General features: G+C 72.0%; 17 protein-coding genes. 7 read left to right on the top strand and 10 right to left on the bottom strand.

Annotated elements, in window-relative coordinates; translation table 11 throughout:
* Window positions 1–31: 31 nt before the first annotated feature.
* The 4 genes from AB0O67_RS14725 to AB0O67_RS14710 are packed head-to-tail and all read right to left on the bottom strand — an operon-like array spanning window position 32 to window position 4,374.
* Window positions 32–811: a CDP-alcohol phosphatidyltransferase family protein gene (locus AB0O67_RS14725; protein WP_365449846.1), complete on the bottom strand. Its 780-nt coding sequence runs from the start codon at window positions 809–811 to the stop codon at window positions 32–34.
* Complete coding sequence (locus AB0O67_RS14720; protein WP_365449844.1) at window positions 789–1,850, bottom strand: iron-containing alcohol dehydrogenase family protein; 1,062 nt, start codon at window positions 1,848–1,850, stop codon at window positions 789–791. The genes AB0O67_RS14725 and AB0O67_RS14720 overlap by 23 nt, the downstream gene beginning before the upstream one ends.
* Window positions 1,838–2,590 (bottom strand): phosphocholine cytidylyltransferase family protein, encoded by a 753-nt coding sequence (locus AB0O67_RS14715; RefSeq protein ID WP_365449842.1) that lies wholly within the window; start codon window positions 2,588–2,590, stop codon window positions 1,838–1,840. Before AB0O67_RS14715 ends, AB0O67_RS14720 begins: the two co-directional genes overlap by 13 nt.
* Complete coding sequence (locus AB0O67_RS14710) at window positions 2,587–4,374, bottom strand: DUF5941 domain-containing protein (protein WP_365449840.1); 1,788 nt, start codon at window positions 4,372–4,374, stop codon at window positions 2,587–2,589. Before AB0O67_RS14710 ends, AB0O67_RS14715 begins: the two co-directional genes overlap by 4 nt.
* A gap of 304 nt (window positions 4,375–4,678) precedes the next feature.
* Between AB0O67_RS14710 and galE the strand changes: the two genes are divergently transcribed.
* The 3 genes from galE to idi all read left to right on the top strand — a co-directional run bounded on the left by galE (window position 4,679) and on the right by idi (window position 7,574).
* Window positions 4,679–5,650 (top strand): UDP-glucose 4-epimerase GalE, encoded by a 972-nt coding sequence (galE, locus tag AB0O67_RS14705; RefSeq protein ID WP_365449838.1) that lies wholly within the window; start codon window positions 4,679–4,681, stop codon window positions 5,648–5,650.
* Between the two features lie 146 nt (window positions 5,651–5,796).
* Window positions 5,797–6,735: a cation diffusion facilitator family transporter gene (locus AB0O67_RS14700; protein ID WP_365449836.1), complete on the top strand. Its 939-nt coding sequence runs from the start codon at window positions 5,797–5,799 to the stop codon at window positions 6,733–6,735.
* Between the two features lie 245 nt (window positions 6,736–6,980).
* Window positions 6,981–7,574, top strand: a complete 594-nt coding sequence (idi, locus tag AB0O67_RS14695) for an isopentenyl-diphosphate Delta-isomerase (RefSeq protein WP_365449834.1) — start codon at window positions 6,981–6,983, stop codon at window positions 7,572–7,574.
* Window positions 7,575–7,577: 3 nt separating this feature from the next.
* On the opposite strand, the gene AB0O67_RS14690 is transcribed toward idi, so the two are convergent.
* Both AB0O67_RS14690 and AB0O67_RS14685 read right to left on the bottom strand, forming a co-directional pair.
* Entirely contained in the window at window positions 7,578–8,087 is a 510-nt protein-coding gene (locus AB0O67_RS14690) for an ATP-binding protein (RefSeq protein WP_365449868.1), read from the bottom strand.
* Between the two features lie 175 nt (window positions 8,088–8,262).
* Entirely contained in the window at window positions 8,263–8,892 is a 630-nt protein-coding gene (locus tag AB0O67_RS14685) for a DUF308 domain-containing protein (RefSeq protein WP_365449832.1), read from the bottom strand.
* Window positions 8,893–8,961: 69 nt separating this feature from the next.
* Between AB0O67_RS14685 and AB0O67_RS14680 the strand changes: the two genes are divergently transcribed.
* The gene (locus AB0O67_RS14680; RefSeq protein ID WP_365449830.1) at window positions 8,962–9,717 is read left to right on the top strand and encodes an enoyl-CoA hydratase-related protein; all 756 of its coding nucleotides are present in this window, start codon (window positions 8,962–8,964) and stop codon (window positions 9,715–9,717) included.
* Here AB0O67_RS14680 and AB0O67_RS14675 read toward each other — a convergent pair.
* Window positions 9,689–10,339, bottom strand: coding sequence for a DJ-1/PfpI family protein (locus tag AB0O67_RS14675; RefSeq protein WP_365449828.1), 651 nt, complete (start codon window positions 10,337–10,339; stop codon window positions 9,689–9,691). The genes AB0O67_RS14680 and AB0O67_RS14675 overlap by 29 nt on opposite strands.
* Before the next feature lie 28 nt (window positions 10,340–10,367).
* The gene (locus AB0O67_RS14670) at window positions 10,368–11,327 is read right to left on the bottom strand and encodes a GlxA family transcriptional regulator (protein WP_365449826.1); all 960 of its coding nucleotides are present in this window, start codon (window positions 11,325–11,327) and stop codon (window positions 10,368–10,370) included.
* A 179-nt stretch (window positions 11,328–11,506) separates the two neighbouring features.
* On the opposite strand from AB0O67_RS14670, the gene AB0O67_RS14665 reads away from it, so the two are divergent.
* From AB0O67_RS14665 to AB0O67_RS14655, 3 genes are all read left to right on the top strand, one after another.
* Window positions 11,507–11,644 carry an LPFR motif small protein gene (locus tag AB0O67_RS14665; RefSeq protein WP_218512358.1) on the top strand — a complete coding sequence of 46 codons (138 nt, stop codon included), beginning with the start codon at window positions 11,507–11,509 and terminating at the stop codon, window positions 11,642–11,644.
* A 98-nt stretch (window positions 11,645–11,742) separates the two neighbouring features.
* Window positions 11,743–14,115 carry a Tex family protein gene (locus AB0O67_RS14660; protein ID WP_365449823.1) on the top strand — a complete coding sequence of 791 codons (2,373 nt, stop codon included), beginning with the start codon at window positions 11,743–11,745 and terminating at the stop codon, window positions 14,113–14,115.
* 151 nt (window positions 14,116–14,266) lie between these two features.
* Window positions 14,267–14,839: a putative glycolipid-binding domain-containing protein gene (locus tag AB0O67_RS14655; protein ID WP_365449821.1), complete on the top strand. Its 573-nt coding sequence runs from the start codon at window positions 14,267–14,269 to the stop codon at window positions 14,837–14,839.
* Here the strand turns inward: AB0O67_RS14655 and AB0O67_RS14650 are convergent.
* Entirely contained in the window at window positions 14,836–16,515 is a 1,680-nt protein-coding gene (locus AB0O67_RS14650) for an ABC-F family ATP-binding cassette domain-containing protein (RefSeq protein WP_365449819.1), read from the bottom strand. The genes AB0O67_RS14655 and AB0O67_RS14650 overlap by 4 nt on opposite strands.
* 51 nt (window positions 16,516–16,566) lie before the next feature.
* Complete coding sequence (locus tag AB0O67_RS14645; RefSeq protein WP_365449817.1) at window positions 16,567–17,589, bottom strand: oxidoreductase; 1,023 nt, start codon at window positions 17,587–17,589, stop codon at window positions 16,567–16,569.
* Window positions 17,590–17,635: the final 46 nt, after the last annotated feature.

Here is a 17,635-nt window from a genome sequence, read left to right as displayed (position 1 = left end):
ATGATGACGGCCCCGACCCGCGTCCCGGGGCTCACCGGAGCCTGCTCGAAACGAGGATGGACACCAGGTGCAGCAGTGTCTGGAGCAGCGCGATCCCGGCGAGCACGGCGACGCCGAGCCGGGTGAAGAACAGGTCGCCGCGGCTCGCGTCGAGGATCGCGAGGACCAGGATCAGCAGCGACGCCTCGATGCCGAGGACCAGCCGGTGGAACTTGAGCGCGGCGGCGGCCCGGCGGGCCAGCGCCATGCCTGAGGAGCGCGGCTCCGAGGCCGCCTCCTTGACCGGCGGCAGCCCGCCCTGGTGCCGGGCGACGCCGACGAGGTCGGTCTCCGCCTTGATCAGGATCGCGCCGAGGGCGGCCAGGGTGCCGAGGAAGGCCCACAGCCAGTCGACGCGGCCGCTGCCCCACAGGTCGGCGGCGCGCAGGCCGAGGCCGACGAGCACGGCCGCGTCGGTGAGGTAGGCGCCGACCCGGTCCAGGTAGACGCCGCCCAGCGAGAACTGCTGCTTCCAGCGGGCGATCTCGCCGTCGACGCAGTCCAGCAGCAGGTACAGCTGGACCATCACCACGCCGAGCACGGCGCCCGGGATGCCCGGCACCAGCAGGGCGGGGGCCGCGAGCACGCCGCAGACGGTCATCAGGTACGTGAGCTGGTTGGGCGTGACCCTGGTGTTCACCAGGTAGCGGTCGATCCGCAGAGACACCTCACGCATGTAGAGGCGTCCCGCCCAGTGCTCACCGCTGCGCCGGTCCTTCACCCCGGCGGGGTGGACGACGGGGCGGAGTTCAGCTACCGATGGCCTTGACATAGTCGGCGTAGGTGTCCTTGATCTGGTGGGTTTGCAGGTCGAGGTGTTCGAGGATCGTGTAGCGGCCGGGCCGGGTCCGCGGGGCGTACTCCACGACCCGGACGAATTCGTCCGGGGTGAAGCCGATCTCCTCCGGCAGCACCGGCAGCCCGTGCCGGCGCAGCACCTCGGCCATGTACGCCGATTCCTCGTGCGCGCCGCGCAGATACATGGCGAAGGCCGCGCCCAGTCCGCACTGCTCGCCGTGCGCGGCCGCCCGCTGGGGGAAGAGCAGGTCGAAGGCGTGGTTGATCTCGTGGCAGGCACCGGAGGACGGGCGGGAGTCGCCCGAGACCGACATGGCGATACCGCTGAGGACCAGGGCCTCGGCCAGCACCTGGAGGAAGTCGTTGTCGCCGATGCCACCCGGGTGCCGCAGCACCGCTTCGCCGGCCTGGCGGGCCATCGCCGCGGCGAGGCCGTCGATCTTCTCGCCCTTGACGCGGTGGGCGAGCTCCCAGTCGGCGATCGCGGAGATGTTGGAGACCGCGTCGCCGATACCGGCCCGGACGAAGCGGACCGGGGCCTCGCGGATGACGTCCAGGTCGATGACGACGGCGATCGGGTTGGGCACGCCGTACGAGCCGCGTCCGGCGTCGTTGTCGAGGGTCGCGACCGGAGAGCACAGGCCGTCGTGCGCGAGGTTCGTCGGCACGGCGACCAGCGGGAGGCCGACGCGTGCCGCGGCGAACTTGGCGCAGTCGATGATCTTGCCGCCGCCGAGTCCGACGAGCGCGTCGAAGTGGCCCGTCTTCATGTCGCTCGCCAGCCGCACCGCGTCGTCCAGGGTGCCGCCGTCCACCTCGTACCAGGTGGCGCCGGGCAGTTGGGGAGCGACGCGGTCGCGCAGCCGGGCGCCGGAGCCGCCGCTGACGGCGACGGCGAGCCTGCCGGAGTGCGATATGCGCTCGTCGGCGAGCACGCCGGCCAGGTCGTCGAGGGCACCCGGGCGGATGTCCACGACGACCGGAGTCGGAACGAGCCTGGTCAGTACCGGCACGCGATCTCCCGTCCCCGGGCCAGGTCGTCGTGGTTGTCGATCTCGACCCACGGCACGTCGCCGATCGGGGCCACGTCGATCTTGAAGCCGCGGTCGACGAGCTCCTGGTAGCCGTGCTCGTAGAACTGCTGGGGGTCGCTCTCCCAGACGGTCCGCAGGGCGTCCGCCAGTTCGGGGGCGGCGTCGCCCTCGATGAGGGTGACGCCTATGTACTCGCCGGTGGCCTCCGCCGGGTCCATCAGCTTGGTGATCTTCCGGACGCCCTGCTCGGGGTCGACGACGACCTTCATCTCCTCGTCGGCCAGCAACTTCACGGTGTCGAGGGCGAGGATGATCCGCCTGCCCTCACCGCGCGCGGCGAGCAGCGTCCGCTCGACGGAGACCGGGTGGACGGTGTCGCCGTTGGCGAGGATCACGCCGTCCTTGAGCGCGTCACGCCCGCACCACAGGGAGTAGGCGTTGTTCCACTCCTCGGCCCTGTCGTTGTCGATGAGCGTGAGCTTCAGGCCGTACTTGCGCTCCAGCTCGGCCTTGCGGGCGTACACGGCCTCCTTGCGGTAGCCGACGATGATCGCGGCCTCGCTCAGGCCGATCTCGGCGAAGTTGGCGAGGGTGAGGTCGAGCACCGTGGGACCGTCCTCGTCGCCCGCGGGCCCCACCGGCACCAGCGCCTTGGGCAGGGTGTCGGTGTAGGGGCGCAGACGCCGGCCGGCGCCGGCCGCCAGCACGAGGCCGATCATGCGGGTTCTCCTTCGTCGTGTACGGCGGGTGCGCCCTGTCGATGGGCGGACACCCAGAACCGGATGCTCTCCAGGAGCACCAGCAGGGCGACGGCCACGGCGAGGACCGTGAGCGCGACCGTGAACTGCGCGGCGGTCAGCACCACGGCGAGCACCACGACCACCAGCGTCCGGCCCTCGTGCCCCCCGATCGCCCGCACCAACCAGTGCGGGGGCGCACCCGCGTCGCCACGGATGCGGTAGACCGTGTCGTAGTGATGGTAGGCGACGGCCGCAACCAGCCCGAAAGCCGCGGGAAGTGCCCCGTTCACCTCCGATTCAGCCGCCAGGGTCAGCACGGTCCCGTACTCGGCGGCCCGGAAGAAGGGCGGAACCAGCCAGTCCAGCGCGCCTTTGAGGGGGCGTGAGACGGCGGCCGCGGAGAGCGCGACGTAGGCGAGCGCGGCGAGCAGGGTCGGCCAGGTCGCGCCCAGGAGTGCGGCGGAGGTCACGACGAGGAGACCGCCGACGGCCGCGCAGAGGGGCGCCGCGGCTACGCGCGCCTTGCGTGTGAGAAGTTCCACCAGGGGCCCGCTGTCCGCCAGATCGGCCAGCGCCCGTGCCGCGCGGTCGGTTCGCACGGCCTTGCGGTTCAGCGACCGCAGGACGCGGCCCGCCGTGGTGTAGCTCGCGGCGAACGCGCAGCCGATGAGCAGCACGTAGAAGGTGATGCGCGGGGTCGTGAGGGCCGTGAGCACGGCGATCAGCGCCCAGCGTTCACCGATCGGCAGGACGATCATCCGGCGCACCCACACCGTCCAGCCGACACTGTCCAATTTGTCAGAAAATGCGGCGGTAGGACTGGTGTTGGCGGTGGCGGACGGATCTCCGACGTTCGCCTCGTTGAAGGAGAAGTCGACGACATGCCGGCAGGTCTGCAGGATCATCGCGCCGAGGGCGAGGGCCCACACGTCGTCGCCGCCCCGGGCGGCGCCGAGGGCGAGGCCCGCGTAGTAGGCGTACTCCTTGGCGCGGTCGAAGGTGGCGTCCAGCCAGGCGCCGAGGGTGGAGTACTGCAGGGAGTAGCGGGCCAGTTGGCCGTCGGTGCAGTCCAGCACGAAGGAGGCGATGAGCAGCACGCCGGCCGCGACGAACCCGCCGCGGGTGCCGGTGGCCGCGCAGCCCGCCGCTATCAGGGCGGTGAGCAGGGAGGCGGTGGTGACCTGATTGGGGGTCAGCCCGCGCCGGGCGCACCAGCGGGCGACGTAGCGGGAGTACGGGCTGATGAAGTGGGTGGTGAAGAAGCCGTCGCGCGACTTGACCGCCGACTTCAGGCGTACGGCCTCGTCGTCGACGGCGGCGACGGCCTGCCGGGCCTCGTTGCGGGCCTGCGGGTCGGCGGGCACGACGGCGACCAGGCTGCCGAGCTCGGGCCGGTGCACGTCCGTGTCCAGCGTGCCGGTGATCCGGTCGGGGAGGCTGTCGACCAGCAGCGCCCCCTGGGCGGAGGTCTCACGGGCCAGCGCGCGCGTCAGGGCCTGACGGCCGGCGGGCTGGGCCGTGACGGCGCCGGGGATCGCGGCGAGCGGGAAGCGCGGGTCGGTGAGGCCGAGGCGCAGTGCGTGCAGATGGCCGACGAAGCGGGCGTCGACCACGGCGACGCGCTGGTCGCCCGGCACCTGGGCGAGGAGGGTCTCGGTCTCGGCGGGGTCGGCGGCGATGCGCACCTCGAAGCCGAGCGACCGCAGATCGCCCTCGATCGACGATCCGGGGACCGGCTGACCGGTGAGGATGGCGGTCGGCAACCGAACTCACTCCCTGGTGGCCGGCGTTTCCGCGCCGGTCGCGTGCATGGTGGGGCGCCCTCTGGGGCAGACGGAGCTGCACCGGCGGACGGCATGTCGGCAGAGGCTATCGGATGATAGGAAGCCCGTGTTCACCGGCCGTTAACGGTCCGGTCGACACGGTCTGCAGGCACCTCCGCGGCGATCATCATCGGGGATGCCCGGGCCGGCGTACAAGATCGGGCTCCCGGAAGCGGGCAAGCATGGCATACGGGACACAGGACCGGGCCGGGGCGGGCGTCGACCGGGATTAGGGTGGGCCACCATGACATGGCTGATCACCGGCGGTGCCGGATACATCGGAGCGCATGTGGCGCGGGTCATGGCGGAGGCCGGGGAGCGCGTCGTCGCGCTGGACGACCTCTCCGCCGGGGTGCCCGCGCGGCTCCCGGCGGACGTGCCCCTGGTGCGGGGCGCGGCCGGGGACGCCGAACTGCTGAAGCGGGTGTTCGCCGAGCACGCGGTGACGGGTGTGGTGCATCTCGCGGCGCGCAAGCAGGTCGGCGAGTCCGTCGCACAGCCCACGCGCTACTACGAGGAGAACGTCGGCGGTCTCGCGACCCTGCTGGACGCGGTCGCCGGCGCCGGGATCGGGCGCTTCCTCTTCTCCTCCTCCGCGGCCGTCTACGGCAACCCCGATGTGGAACTCATCACGGAGGACACACCGTGCGCCCCGATGAGCCCCTACGGCGAGACCAAACTCGCCGGTGAGTGGCTGGTGCGCGCGGCGGGCCGGGCACACGGCATCGCCACGGTGTGCCTGCGCTACTTCAACGTGGCGGGCGCGGCCGCGCCGGAGCTGGCCGACACCGGCGTGTTCAACGTGGTCCCCATGGTCTTCGACCGGCTGACGCGCGACGAGGCCCCGCGGATCTTCGGCGACGACTACCCGACGCCGGACGGCACCTGCGTGCGCGACTACATCCATGTCGCCGACCTCGCCGACGCGCACCTCGCGGCGGCCCGGCGGCTGTCGGTGCCCGAGGCCTCGGGCGACCTGACCGTGAACATCGGCCGCGGCGAGGGTGTCTCGGTACGTGAGCTGGTCACCCTGATCGGCGAGGTGACCGGCGACGCGCGTCCCGCCGTCGTCGAGGCGCGCCGGCCCGGGGACGCGCCGCGTGCCGTCGCCTCGGCCGCGCGGGCCGCCTCGGAGCTGGGCTGGGCCGCTCGGCGCGGAGTACCCGAGATGGTCGAATCGGCATGGCGGGGGTGGCGGCTCCACCACGGCCGCTGAGCGCCTTCCCGATCACCGCAGCGCCCTGACCTGCCGGTCGTTTCCGCAGGTCAGGGCACATGACAACGGTGTTCAGTGCCGCGTTGCCGGATACCCCCCACCCGTAGTTGACTGGGGTCCGGACCCGATTGCAGGAGGCGGCTTTCATGGGGGCAGGGCACGACCACGGGCACGCGCACGGCGCGCCGGTCACCGGTACGGCCGCCGCGGCATACCGTGGCCGGCTGCGGATCGCGCTGGGCATCACGCTCACCGTCATGGTGGTCGAGGTCGTCGGCGGCGTGCTCGCGGACTCCCTCGCGCTGATCGCCGACGCCGCGCACATGGCAACCGACGCGCTCGGTCTGGGCATGGCGCTGCTGGCGATCCACTTCGCCAACCTGCCGGCCAGCGCCAACCGGACCTTCGGGTTCGCGCGTGCCGAGATCCTCGCCGCGCTCGCCAACTGTCTGCTGCTGCTCGGGGTCGGCGGCTATGTGCTCTACGAGGCGATCCAGCGGTTCGTCACGCCGGCCGCCACCGAGGGCGGGCTGACCATCGTGTTCGGCGCGATCGGTCTGATCGCGAACATGATCTCGCTCACGCTGCTCATGCGAGGTCAGAAGGAGAGCCTGAACGTGCACGGCGCGTTCCTGGAGGTCGCCGCCGACGCGCTGGGCTCGGTCGCGGTGCTGATCTCGGCGGCGGTGATCCTCACGACCGGCTGGCAGGCCGCCGACCCGATCGCCTCGCTGGTCATCGGCCTGATGATCGTGCCGCGCACGCTGAAGCTGCTGCGCGAGACGCTCGACGTGCTGCTGGAGTCGGCCCCCAAGGGCGTCGACATGGCGCAGGTGCGCACGCACATACTGGAGCTCGACGGGGTGGAGGACGTGCACGACCTGCACGCCTGGACGATCACCTCGGGCATGCCGGTGCTGTCCGCGCACGTCGTCGTCCGTTCCGACGTCCTGAACGCGATAGGGCACGAGAAGATCCTCCACGAGCTCCAGGGCTGCCTGGGCCACCATTTCGACGTGGAGCACTGCACGTTCCAGCTGGAACCGAGCGGCCACGCGGAACACGAGCCGAGACTGTGCCACTGAGCGCCGGGGCGGCGCACACAAGCCCGCCCGAGGCGGGACCGGCCGTCGCCGGAGCCTCCGGAGCGCGTCGCGCCGCCGCGCGCCCCGGCGACTTCCTGTACAGCCCGTAGCGGATGGTTCCTTCTCCGTGAGCCGGGCACGATCACCTTCCGGGGCCCTCTTCCGGTGCCGACGCGCCGGGAAGTGCCTGGAGTGCCGGATTCGTACGGCAGACTGGGGCGCGAGGAACGAGGCGAAGGATGGGTATGCCGATCACACCTGCCACCGCGACGCACAGCTCGTCGAACGGCACCGCGGAAGCGATCCTGCTGGAACTGGTCGACGAGAACGGCGCGACGATCGGTACCGCGGAGAAGCTCGCCGCCCATCAGCCACCGGGTCAGCTGCACCGGGCGTTCTCGGTGTTCCTCTTCGACGAGTACGGCCGTCTGCTGCTCCAGCAGCGGGCCCTGGGCAAGTACCACTCCCCCGGTGTGTGGTCCAACACCTGCTGCGGCCACCCCTACCCCGGCGAGGCCCCCTTCGCCGCGGCGGCCCGGCGGACGTTCGAGGAGCTCGGTGTCTCCCCGTCGCTGCTCGCCGAGGCGGGCACCGTGCGCTACAACCACCCGGACCCCGCCTCGGGCCTGGTGGAGCAGGAGTACAACCACCTCTTCGTGGGACTGGTACAGGCACCGCTGAGGCCGGACCCGGAGGAGGTGCACGCCACGGCGTTCGTCACGCCGGGCGAGCTGACGGACCGGCACGCCAAGGACACCTTCTCGGCCTGGTTCATGACGGTGCTGGACGCGGCCCGTCCCGCGATCAGGGAGCTGACCGGTCCGTCCGAGGGCTGGTGAGCCTCAGATCAGCCTTCCGGGGTTGAGCGGCAGGGCGGCCCAGATCACCTTGCCGCCGCTCGCCGTGTGCTCGACGTCGCACACCCCACCCACCTCCCGGGTGATCTCCCGCACCAGCAGCAGGCCCCGGCCACCGGTCCGGCCGTGGTCGGTCTCCAGGGCGGTCGGGCGGTAGGGGTGGTTGTCCTCGACGGACACCCGCACCCACTCGGCGCCGACGGCGACCTCCACGGCGAGCACCGGCGAGAGCACCGCCGCGTGCCGTACGGCGTTCGTGACCAGCTCGGAGACGATCAGCAGCAGTCCCTGGAGCACCTCGTCCGTGACCGGCACCCGCTGACGCAGGAGCAGATCCCGTACCGCGTGCCGGGCCTGGGGGACCGAGGCGTCGATCGCGGGGGCGGTGAACCGCCATACGCCCTCGTAGGGCAGTGGATCGCGCGTCCTCGGCTCGACGGGTGCGTCTGTGCCGCCTTCGGGGCGTGGGGCGGGCCCGCGCCCGTGGTCGTCCATGGTCCGGTCGCCACCCTTGTGCTCGATTGTCACCACACGTCGAGTGTTGGTACCGGACCGCTCCCCACCGGAGGACTGAACAGAAGTCAGCGACTATCGAACGCTTCTGACCGTTGGCGTATGACCCCGTCAGTTGTGGGACTGCATCCTGTCCCGCCGGTGCCGACTTTACGAACTATTCGGCTTGTACGGGTTTCGTGGTGTCCTCCTGGGCGCCCTGAGTGCCCTCGCCGGCGTCGGTGGCGTCCTCCACCATGCCGACGACCCGGCGGCCGCCGAAGCCGGTGGCGATCAGGCCCAGGCCGTCGAAGAGCAGGGCCAGCGAGATGAACGTGCCGATGACGTACTGGCTGCTGCTCGGCCAGGAGCCCAGCACCGCGATGCCCAGCAGCAGGTCGAAGGCGCCCAGGAGCAGCGTCCAGCCGAACTGCGCTCCGCGCACCACCAGGCCGCCCACCAGCCGGAAGAGCCCTGCGGTGAGGAACAGCAGGGCGGCGAACATGGTCAGGGCGTCGGCGGCGGCCTCGGGGCTCTTCAGGATCACGACACCCGCCGCGATGTTCAGGGCCGCGACGATCGCCGCGAGCCAGAAGAAGTTGCTGCCGCGTCCCTCGATGGCGTGCAGCAGTCCGACCACGCCACCGATGAGCAGCAGCCAGCCGAACAGCAGCATGGACGTCAGGGTGGCCACGCCGGTGTACACGAGCCCGACGAGACCGCCGAGGACCAGCAGCACGCCCAGCGCGACCAGCCGGCCGAAGCCGCGCCGCAGTTTCGCCTTCTCGTCCTTCGCGGTCCTGGCCATCGGCTGCCGCCTCCTCTCAGGGCCCCCTCGTCGATCGTAGTGAGCGGGGGTACGGCTAGCATCCGGCACATGGAGCCCCAGCTGCTGCACGGTGTCGCCGATTCGGTCGCCACGGTCGTCATCGCCCATCCGGCCAAGCGGAACGCCATGACGGCCGAGATGTGGCGGGCGCTGCCTCCGCTGCTGGCCACGCTGGCGGCCGACCCCGGGGTACGGGCCCTGGTACTGACGGGTGAGGGCGGCACGTTCTGCGCGGGCGCCGACATCTCCACGCTGCGGGAGTCGCCCGCCGAGGCTCAGGGGCTGTCCGTGCTGGCCGAGGAGGCGCTCGCCGCGTTTCCCAAACCGACGCTGGCGGCGGTCCGCGGGCACTGTGTGGGGGGTGGGGCGCAGCTCGCGGCGGCCTGTGATCTGCGGTTCGCGCAGGAGGGCGCGCTGTTCGGGGTGACACCGGCGAGGCTGGGGATCGTGTATCCGGCCTCGGCGACCCGGCGGCTGGTGTCGCTGGTGGGTCCGGCCACGACCAAGTACCTGCTGTATTCGGGCGAGTTGATCGACACCGGCCGGGCGTTGCGCACCGGGCTGGTCGATGAGGTGCTCCCCGAGGGTGAACTCGGCAAGCGGGTGGCCGAGTTCACCCGGATCCTGGTCTCCCGCTCGCAGCTGACGCAGGCGTCGGCGAAGGAGTTCGCCGACGGGCGCACCGACCGGGACGCCCACTGGGCCGTGCACGCGCGCGGCAACGCCGACACGGCGGAGGGCGTCGCCGCGTTCCTGGAGCGGCGGGAGCCGCGCTTCACCTGGACGGTGCCTGCCTCAGGATGAACCGGCTCCGGGCGCGCAGGGCCTCGACGATGTGCGCGGGCGCCTTGTGCGGGGACCCGGCGCCGTAGGGCGGCTGCGGGTCGTACTCCGTGGCCAGTTGGACGGCTTGGGCGTGGTCGTCACCCGCGATCCGGCCGAGCAGGGCGAGCGCCATGTCGATGCCGGAGGAGACGCCGGCGGCGGTGACGTACTTTCCGTCGAAGACGACCCGCTCCCCGGTCGGTTCGGCCCCGAACGGCCGGAGCTGGTCGAGGGCGAGCCAGTGTGAGGTGGCACGCCGCCCGGTGAGCAGGCCGGCCGCGGCGAGCAGCAGGGAACCGGTGCACACGGAGGTCGTCCAGGTGCTGGTGGCGTCCACGGCGCGCAGCCAGTCCAGTACGGCCTCGTCGTCCATCAGGGCGCTCTGGCCGGGGCCTCCGGCCACGACCACGAGGTCCGGACCGGGGACCTGGTCGAGCGCCTTGTCGGCGGTGAGGGCGAGCGCTCCGGTGTCGGCACGGACGGGGCCCGCCTCCTTGGCGACGAAAACGGTCTCGGCGTCCGGGATCCGGGAAAGGATCTCGTAGGGGCCGACGGCGTCGAGGGCGGTGAACCGGTCGTAGACGAGCAGGGCGATCTGCATGGCAGGCCTTTCGGTGGGTGGCGGAGCCTCATGGGGCCGGGGCCGGGCGGAAACGCCGGCGGTATTCGGCCGGGGATGTGCCCAGGGCGTTGACGAAGGCGCGGCGCATGGCTTCCGGGGTGCCGTAACCGCTGGTGCGGGATATCTCCTGAACGCCGTCGCAGGTGTCCTCCAGCAGGCGGCGGGCGTGTTCGAGGCGGACGCGGTCCACGTAGCGGCCGGGTGTCATGCCGGTCTCGGCGCGGAAGGCGCGGGCGAAGTGGCGTGGCGAGAGGCTGGCGCGCGCCGCGAGGGCCTCGACGGTCAGCTCACCGGCCGGGTGCTCGGTGATCCACCGCTGGACCTCGCGCAGCGGTTCGCGCCGCGCGGTCTGGGCGGCCAGCTGGGCGCTGAACTGGGACTGGTTGCCGGGGCGGCGCAGGAAGACCACCAGGTGCCGGGCGATGGTCAGGGCCGTGTCGCGTCCCAGGTCCTCCTCGACCAGGGCGAGGGCCAGGTCGATGCCCGAGGTGACGCCGGCCGAGGTGGAGACGTGTCCGTCCCGGACGTAGATGGGGTCGGCGTCCACCCGTACGGACGGGTGGTCGCGGGCGAGGGTGGCGGCGTACGCCCAGTGGGTCGTGGCGTTCCGGCCGTCCAGCAGACCGGCCTCGGCCAGCAGGATGGCCCCGGTGCAGACGGAGACGAGCCGTTCGGCACCCGGCCCGCGCTCGCGCAGCCAGTCGGTCAGGCGCGGGTCGGGCCTGCGGGTGCCGCGCCCGCCGGGCACCACGAGGGTGTGCGGGTCGCGAGCGTCGACGAGCGCCTGATCCGGTACGAGGGTCAGTCCGCTGGAGGCGCGGACCGGGCCGCCGTCCAGGGAGGCGGTACGGATGCGGTACGACCCGGGCGTGTGCTGCTCGGCCCCCGCGAAGACCTCGACGGGCCCGGTGACATCGAGGCTCTGTACGCCGTCGAAGAGGACGACCAGAACGGTTCGCTGCGCCATACCGGCGATTCTTCGCGTGTTGCCGCAGGGCCGCAATGACGAGCTTCCCACCTTTCCTGCCACCGCCTTGATCGGCATGGGCCGCGAAGGACGAGGTACTCGGAGGGCGTCCGCCCGGCGCAGACCTGATGCGCCGGGGGACGAGAGACAGGCAACACCACCGACGAAAGGGGAACGACGTGTTCCGTGCCATCGCGGATGTCCTGCGCCAGATCGGCGGCGCCGTCGCCACGGTAGTGACGCTGCCGTTCCGGGCCGTGGCCCGCCTCCTGGGCGGCGCTTCCGGGTCCGGACGGCGTGGCGCGCGCCGGGTCTGAGAACCGCCGCCCCGCCACTTCCCGCCCTGGTCCCCTGTTGTCGGTGTCACCTGCCACAATTGCCGCGCAACCCGAAGTGGAGAAGGCGGTACGGGATCGTGACGACACCCCTCGTAGGGTCCATCGAAGGCAGGATCGCCGAGGAACTCGGCGTACGGGAGCGGCAGGTCAAGGCTGCCGTGGAGCTGCTCGACGGCGGTTCTACGGTGCCCTTCATCGCCCGCTACCGCAAGGAAGCGACCGAGATGCTCGACGATGCGCAGCTGCGCACGCTCGAGGAGCGGCTGCGCTATCTGCGGGAGCTGGAGGAGCGGCGGACGGCGATCCTGGAGTCGGTGCGCGAGCAGGGCAAGCTCACCGATGAACTTCAGGCGCAGATCCGGGCCGCGGAGACCAAGGCACGCCTGGAGGACATCTACCTGCCCTACAAGCCCAAGCGGCGGACGAAGGCGCAGATCGCCCGGCAGGCAGGTCTGGAGCCGCTGGCCGAGGGGCTCCTCGGCGACGCGTCCGTCGAGCCCCTCGCGGCCGCGGCCGCGTTCGTGGACGCGGACAAGGGCGTGGCGGATGCGCAGGCCGCCCTGGACGGCGCCCGGGCGATCCTCACCGAGCGGTTCTCGGAGGACGCCGACCTGATCGGTGAGCTGCGGGAGCGCATGTGGGCGCGGGGACGGCTGGCCGCGAAGGTACGGGAGGGCAAGGAGGAGGCCGGCGCCAAGTTCGCGGACTACTTCGACTTCGCCGAGCCGTTCACCGAGCTGCCCTCGCACCGGATCCTCGCGATGCTGCGGGGTGAGAAGGAGGACGTCCTCGACCTCGTCCTGGAACCGGAGGAGCCGACGGAGGGGCCCTCGTCGTACGAAAGGATCATCGCCGGCAGGTTCGGGATCGCCGACCGTGGGCGCCCCGGCGACAAGTGGCTGACGGACACGGTCCGCTGGGCCTGGCGGACCCGTGTCCTGGTCCACCTGGGCATCGACCTCCGTCTGCGGCTGCGCACGGCCGCCGAGGACGAGGCGGTCGGGGTGTTCGCGACGAACCTGCGGGACCTCCTGCTCGCCGCTCCGGCCGGTACGCGCGCCACGCTGGGCCTGGACCCCGGTTTCCGTACGGGGGTGAAGGTGGCCGTCGTGGACGCCACCGGCAAGGTCGTCGCGACCGACGTCATCCACCCGCACGTCCCGGCCAACCGGTGGGACGAGGCGATCGCCAAGCTGGCCCGGCTGGCCAAGGAGCACGCGGTCGAGCTGGTCGCGATCGGCAACGGCACGGCCTCCCGCGAGACCGACAAGCTCGCCGGTGAACTCATCACCAAGCACCCGGAGTTGAAGCTCACCAAGGTGATGGTGTCCGAGGCGGGCGCGTCCGTGTACTCGGCCTCCGCCTTCGCCTCGCAGGAGCTGCCCGACATGGACGTGTCGCTGCGCGGCGCCGTGTCGATCGCGCGTCGGCTCCAGGACCCGCTCGCCGAGCTGGTGAAGATCGATCCGAAGTCTATCGGGGTCGGCCAGTACCAGCACGACCTGTCCGAGGTGAAGCTGTCGCGCTCGCTGGACGCGGTGGTCGAGGACTGTGTGAACGGCGTGGGTGTCGACGTCAACACCGCGTCCGCGCCGCTGCTCTCGCGCGTGTCGGGCATCTCCTCCGGACTCGCGGAGAACATCGTGGCCCACCGGGACGCCAACGGCCCGTTCACGTCCCGTTCCGAGCTGAAGAACGTGGCGCGGCTCGGGCCCAAGGCGTACGAGCAGTGCGCGGGCTTCCTGCGGATCCGGGGCGGCGCCGACCCGCTGGACGCGTCCAGCGTGCACCCCGAGGCCTACCCCGTCGTTCGGCGGATGGTGAAGACCACCGGCCAGGAGGTGGCCGCGCTGGTCGGCAACACGAGTGTGCTGCGGTCGCTGAGGCCGCAGGACTTCGTGGACGAGACGTTCGGTCTGCCGACGGTCGGCGACATCCTCAAGGAGCTGGAGAAGCCGGGGCGTGACCCGCGCCCGGCGTTCAAGACGGCCACCTTCAAGGAGGGCGTCGAGAAGCTCGCCGACCTCGAGTCGGGGATGGTCCTGGAGGGTGTGGTCACCAACGTGGCCGCGTTCGGGGCGTTCGTCGACATCGGGGTCCACCAGGACGGTCTGGTGCACGTGTCCGCGATGTCGAAGACGTTCGTCAAGGACCCGCGGGACGTCGTCAAGTCGGGCGACATCGTCAAGGTGAAGGTCCTCGACGTCGACATTCCGCGCAAGCGGATCTCCCTCACCCTGCGTCTGGACGACGAGGCGGCGCCCCAGGAGCGGGGTGCCGGCGAGCGCCGCCCGCAGCGGGGTCAGCGCCCGCCGCAGCAGCGGCAGGGCGGTGGCGGTCGCCAGGGGGCCGGTGGTGCCCGTCAGGCACCGGCTCCGGCGAACAGCGCGATGGCCGACGCCCTGCGCCGCGCGGGACTGCTCGATCCCAAGAAGGGCGGCCGGGGCTGAGTCGGGCGGCCCGGGCCTTCGCGAGAGCGCGGGCCCGGACCTTCCCAGGTCGTGCCGCACCGTCCACGCGGGCCCGGTTTCCGTGGGCTTGGTGCGGTGGCGCGTGTCGTGGGGGGGAGGTTCCCCGTTCCCGCCCCCATAGGGTGGCGGCATGACCACTTCGCGTGCGGTGACCTGGGACGTCATGGCGAGTCATGGGTACGGCACCGCCTGGGTCGCGTTCGACGGGGAGACCCTGCGGGCGCGGGGTCGGGCGGTGGGGACGGATCCGGAGCCGTACTGGGTGTCGTACGAGCTCGAAACCCGCGACGGGTACGTGACCCGGCGGCTGCGGGTGACCACCGAGACCTCCGAGGTCACGCGGACCCTCGATCTGCGGCACGACGGGCGGGGCGAGTGGACCGCCGACGGCCAGCCGTTTCCGGAGGTACACGGGGCGCTCGACTGCGACCTGGGCCTGTGTCCCCTGACCAACACCATGCCCGTGCTCCGGTACGGGCTGCACCGGGCCGCCGGTGAACGGGAGTTCCTGATGGCCTGGGTGTCGGTACCGGATCTGGCCGTACGGCCGTCGGTGCAGACCTACACGCACCTCGCCGCCACCGGCGGCGGCGGCGGGCGGGTGCGGTTCGCGTCGGGTGACTTCCGCAGCGACCTGGACTTCGACGCGGACGGCCTCGTCGTCGACTACCCCGAGCTCGCGTCGCGGCTGACGCCTCGCTAGCGCTCGGTCACCTTGCCGTCGGCGACCTCCAACCGACGGGTGACATGGACCGCGTCCAGCATCCGGCGGTCGTGGGTGACCAGCAGCAGTGTGCCGGTGTAGGCGTCGAGGGCCGACTCCAGTTGCTCGATGGCGGGCAGGTCGAGGTGGTTGGTCGGCTCGTCGAGGACCAGCAGGTTGACGCCACGGCCCTGGAGGAGGGCGAGGGCGGCGCGGGTGCGCTCGCCGGGCGAGAGGGTGGCGGCCGGGCGCAGCACATGGTCCGACTTCAGACCGAACTTGGCCAGGAGGGTGCGCACTTCGGCCGGTTCGGTGTCGGGCACCGCCCGCTGGAACGCGTCGAGCAGGGTCTCCGGGCCGTGGAACAGCTTGCGGGCCTGGTCGACCTCGCCGACCAGCACGCCCGAGCCGAGCGCGGCGTGCCCGGCGTCGAGCGCGACGCGGCCGAGGAGCGCTCCGAGCAGCGTCGACTTGCCCGCTCCGTTCGCGCCGGTGACCGCGACCCGGTCCGCCCAGTCGATCTGGAGGGACACCGGGCCGAGCGCGAAGTCGCCGCGCCGGACCTCGGCGTCGCGCAGGGTCGCCACGACCGCGCCGGAGCGGGGCGCCGAGGCGATCTCCATGCGCAGCTCCCACTCCTTGCGCGGCTCGTCGACCACGTCCAGCCGCTCGATCATGCGCTGCGTCTGCCGGGCCTTGGCGGCCTGCTTCTCGCTGGCCTCGCTGCGGAACTTGCGGCCGATCTTGTCGTTGTCGTTGCCCGCCTTGCGCCGGGCGTTCCTCACGCCCTTGTCCATCCAGGAACGCTGCATCTGCGCCCGGTCCTGGAGGGCCGCCTTCTTGTCGGCGTACTCCTCGAACTCCTCGCGCGCGTGCCGGCGGGCCACGTCGCGCTCCTCCAGGTAGGCCGCGTAGCCGCCGCCGTAGAGGGTGATCTGCTGCTGGGCGAGGTCGAGTTCGAGGACCTTGGTGACAGCGCGGGTGAGGAACTCGCGGTCGTGGCTGACGACGACCGTGCCGGCGCGCAGGCCGCCGACGAAGCGTTCGAGGCGCTCCAGGCCGTCGAGGTCGAGGTCGTTGGTGGGCTCGTCGAGCAGGAAGATGTCGTAGCGGGAGAGCAGCAGGGAGGCGAGTCCGGCGCGGGCCGCCTGGCCACCGGAGAGGGACGTCATGGGCCGGTCGAGGCCGACGGCGAGGCCGAGCGAGTCGGCGACCTCCTCGGCGCGCTCGTCGAGGTCGGCGCCGCCGAGGCCGAGCCAGCGCTCCAGGCCGATGGCGTAGGCGTCGTCCGCGCCGGGTGCGCCGTCGACCAGGGCCTGGGTGGCGGCGTCCATGGCGCGCTGGGCCTCGGCGACGCCGGTGCGGCGGGCCAGGAACTCGCGCACCGACTCGCCGGGCCTCCCTCCAGACCCCGACTTCGCTCGCGCAGGGGGGACCGCCACCTCCGGTTCCTGCGGCAGATGCCCGACGGTGGCGGTGGGCGGGGACAGGCGCAGCTCGCCCTGCTCCGGGGTGGCGAGTCCGGCGAGCATCCGCAGCAGCGTGGACTTGCCGGCTCCGTTGGCACCGACCAGCCCGATCACGTCGCCGGGCGCGACGACCAGGTCGAGGCCGGTGAAGAGCGCGCGGTCACCGTGACCGGCGGCGAGGTTCTTGGCGACGAGGGTGGCAGTCATCAGACCGCCGATTCTAGTGGGCCCGAGCGGTCCGCCCATCGCCTCGGTCTCTCAGCGGGCCATCGCCTCCACCAGCACGCTTTCCGCCGTCCTGGCCACCAGGTACGACTCGCCCCGCACGGCCTTCGCGTCGAGCGGGATGCGGTGCCGGCCCGGTTCGAGCACGCCGTCGAAGACCTCGTGGGTGTGGGTACGGGAGAGCCGGTCGAGGCGGTACGCGGTGAGCCGGACCCGACAGGCGGAGGTGACCTCGACGCCCGCCTCGCCGTCGGCGGTCACGAGGCGTGTCAGTCGGCGCAGTTCGGCGGGGCCGCGGTCGAGGGCGTGCTCGATCTGGGCGACGAGCAGCGGGACGATCGGGGCGAGGCCGTCGACGTGGGCCACCTCGACCCCGGCGCGTTCGAAGGCGCCGCGTACCGCCGCGCGCTGCTCCTCGCCGACGCCCCGGGCGAAGGCGACGGCGCCGTAGCCGCGCAGTTCGTCGGCGGGGACGCCGTCGGCGTCGAGGGTGATGTCGGCGCCGATGCCGATGGTGCGCAGGGCGGCGGCGAGCTTGGCCACCAGGGCGACGCGGGCGCCGATCAGCAGCACGCGGCGGCGGCCACCGGGGCCGTCGGCGTCCAGCAGGGAGTGCAGCGCCGTGCGGTACTCGTCGCCGTGGAAGCGGAACGGGCCGATGCCCTGGTAGCCGTTCAGCGCCGGGTCGGCCTGCTCGGCGGTCTGCCAGGCGAAGTCCCGCCACACGTAGTCGTCGCCGGCGCGCTCGATGACCGCGGTGACCGCGCCGCAGGCGAGGTCCGCGCACTCGGGGCAGCCGTAGATGACGTACCGCCCGTCGGGCAGCGGTGCCTCCGCCTCCAGCAGCAGGCTGCGTACCTGGGCGGTGAAGAGGGCGGGCGGGACGTCGGAGGCGAGCGGGGAGACGGCGTCCAGGTCCGAGAGCTGGAAGAGCAGGGGGCGCCCGTCGACGATGAAGTCCACGAAGTCCCGGTGCACCTGGTGACCACCGTCTGCGAGAACTCCTCCGGCACGCATCGCCGGTGCCAGGCCGAAGGTCGCGTACGCGGCAGACATACGGTGAGTATCCCCACACTTACGGCGCTCTGATCGCGGCATGACA

Origin of the sequence: Streptomyces sp. NPDC086077 (assembly GCF_040686175.1) — a bacterium.
In the GTDB taxonomy this organism is placed as follows: domain Bacteria; phylum Actinomycetota; class Actinomycetes; order Streptomycetales; family Streptomycetaceae; genus Streptomyces.
This window is presented reverse-complemented; position numbering and strand designations above follow the sequence as displayed.

Coding starts and splice junctions, on each gene's coding strand:
- AB0O67_RS14700 (WP_365449836.1), top strand. CDS start 5,797: ATGGGGGCAGGGCACGACCACGGGCACGCGCACGGCGCGCCGGTCACC.
- AB0O67_RS14680 (WP_365449830.1), top strand. CDS start 8,962: ATGGAGCCCCAGCTGCTGCACGGTGTCGCCGATTCGGTCGCCACGGTC.
- AB0O67_RS14675 (WP_365449828.1), bottom strand. CDS start 10,339: ATGCAGATCGCCCTGCTCGTCTACGACCGGTTCACCGCCCTCGACGCC.
- AB0O67_RS14725 (WP_365449846.1), bottom strand. CDS start 811: ATGTCAAGGCCATCGGTAGCTGAACTCCGCCCCGTCGTCCACCCCGCC.
- AB0O67_RS14690 (WP_365449868.1), bottom strand. CDS start 8,087: ATGGACGACCACGGGCGCGGGCCCGCCCCACGCCCCGAAGGCGGCACA.
- AB0O67_RS14670 (WP_365449826.1), bottom strand. CDS start 11,327: ATGGCGCAGCGAACCGTTCTGGTCGTCCTCTTCGACGGCGTACAGAGC.
- AB0O67_RS14650 (WP_365449819.1), bottom strand. CDS start 16,515: ATGACTGCCACCCTCGTCGCCAAGAACCTCGCCGCCGGTCACGGTGAC.
- AB0O67_RS14655 (WP_365449821.1), top strand. CDS start 14,267: ATGACCACTTCGCGTGCGGTGACCTGGGACGTCATGGCGAGTCATGGG.
- AB0O67_RS14715 (WP_365449842.1), bottom strand. CDS start 2,590: ATGATCGGCCTCGTGCTGGCGGCCGGCGCCGGCCGGCGTCTGCGCCCC.
- idi (WP_365449834.1), top strand. CDS start 6,981: ATGCCGATCACACCTGCCACCGCGACGCACAGCTCGTCGAACGGCACC.
- galE (WP_365449838.1), top strand. CDS start 4,679: ATGACATGGCTGATCACCGGCGGTGCCGGATACATCGGAGCGCATGTG.
- AB0O67_RS14645 (WP_365449817.1), bottom strand. CDS start 17,589: ATGTCTGCCGCGTACGCGACCTTCGGCCTGGCACCGGCGATGCGTGCC.
- AB0O67_RS14685 (WP_365449832.1), bottom strand. CDS start 8,892: ATGGCCAGGACCGCGAAGGACGAGAAGGCGAAACTGCGGCGCGGCTTC.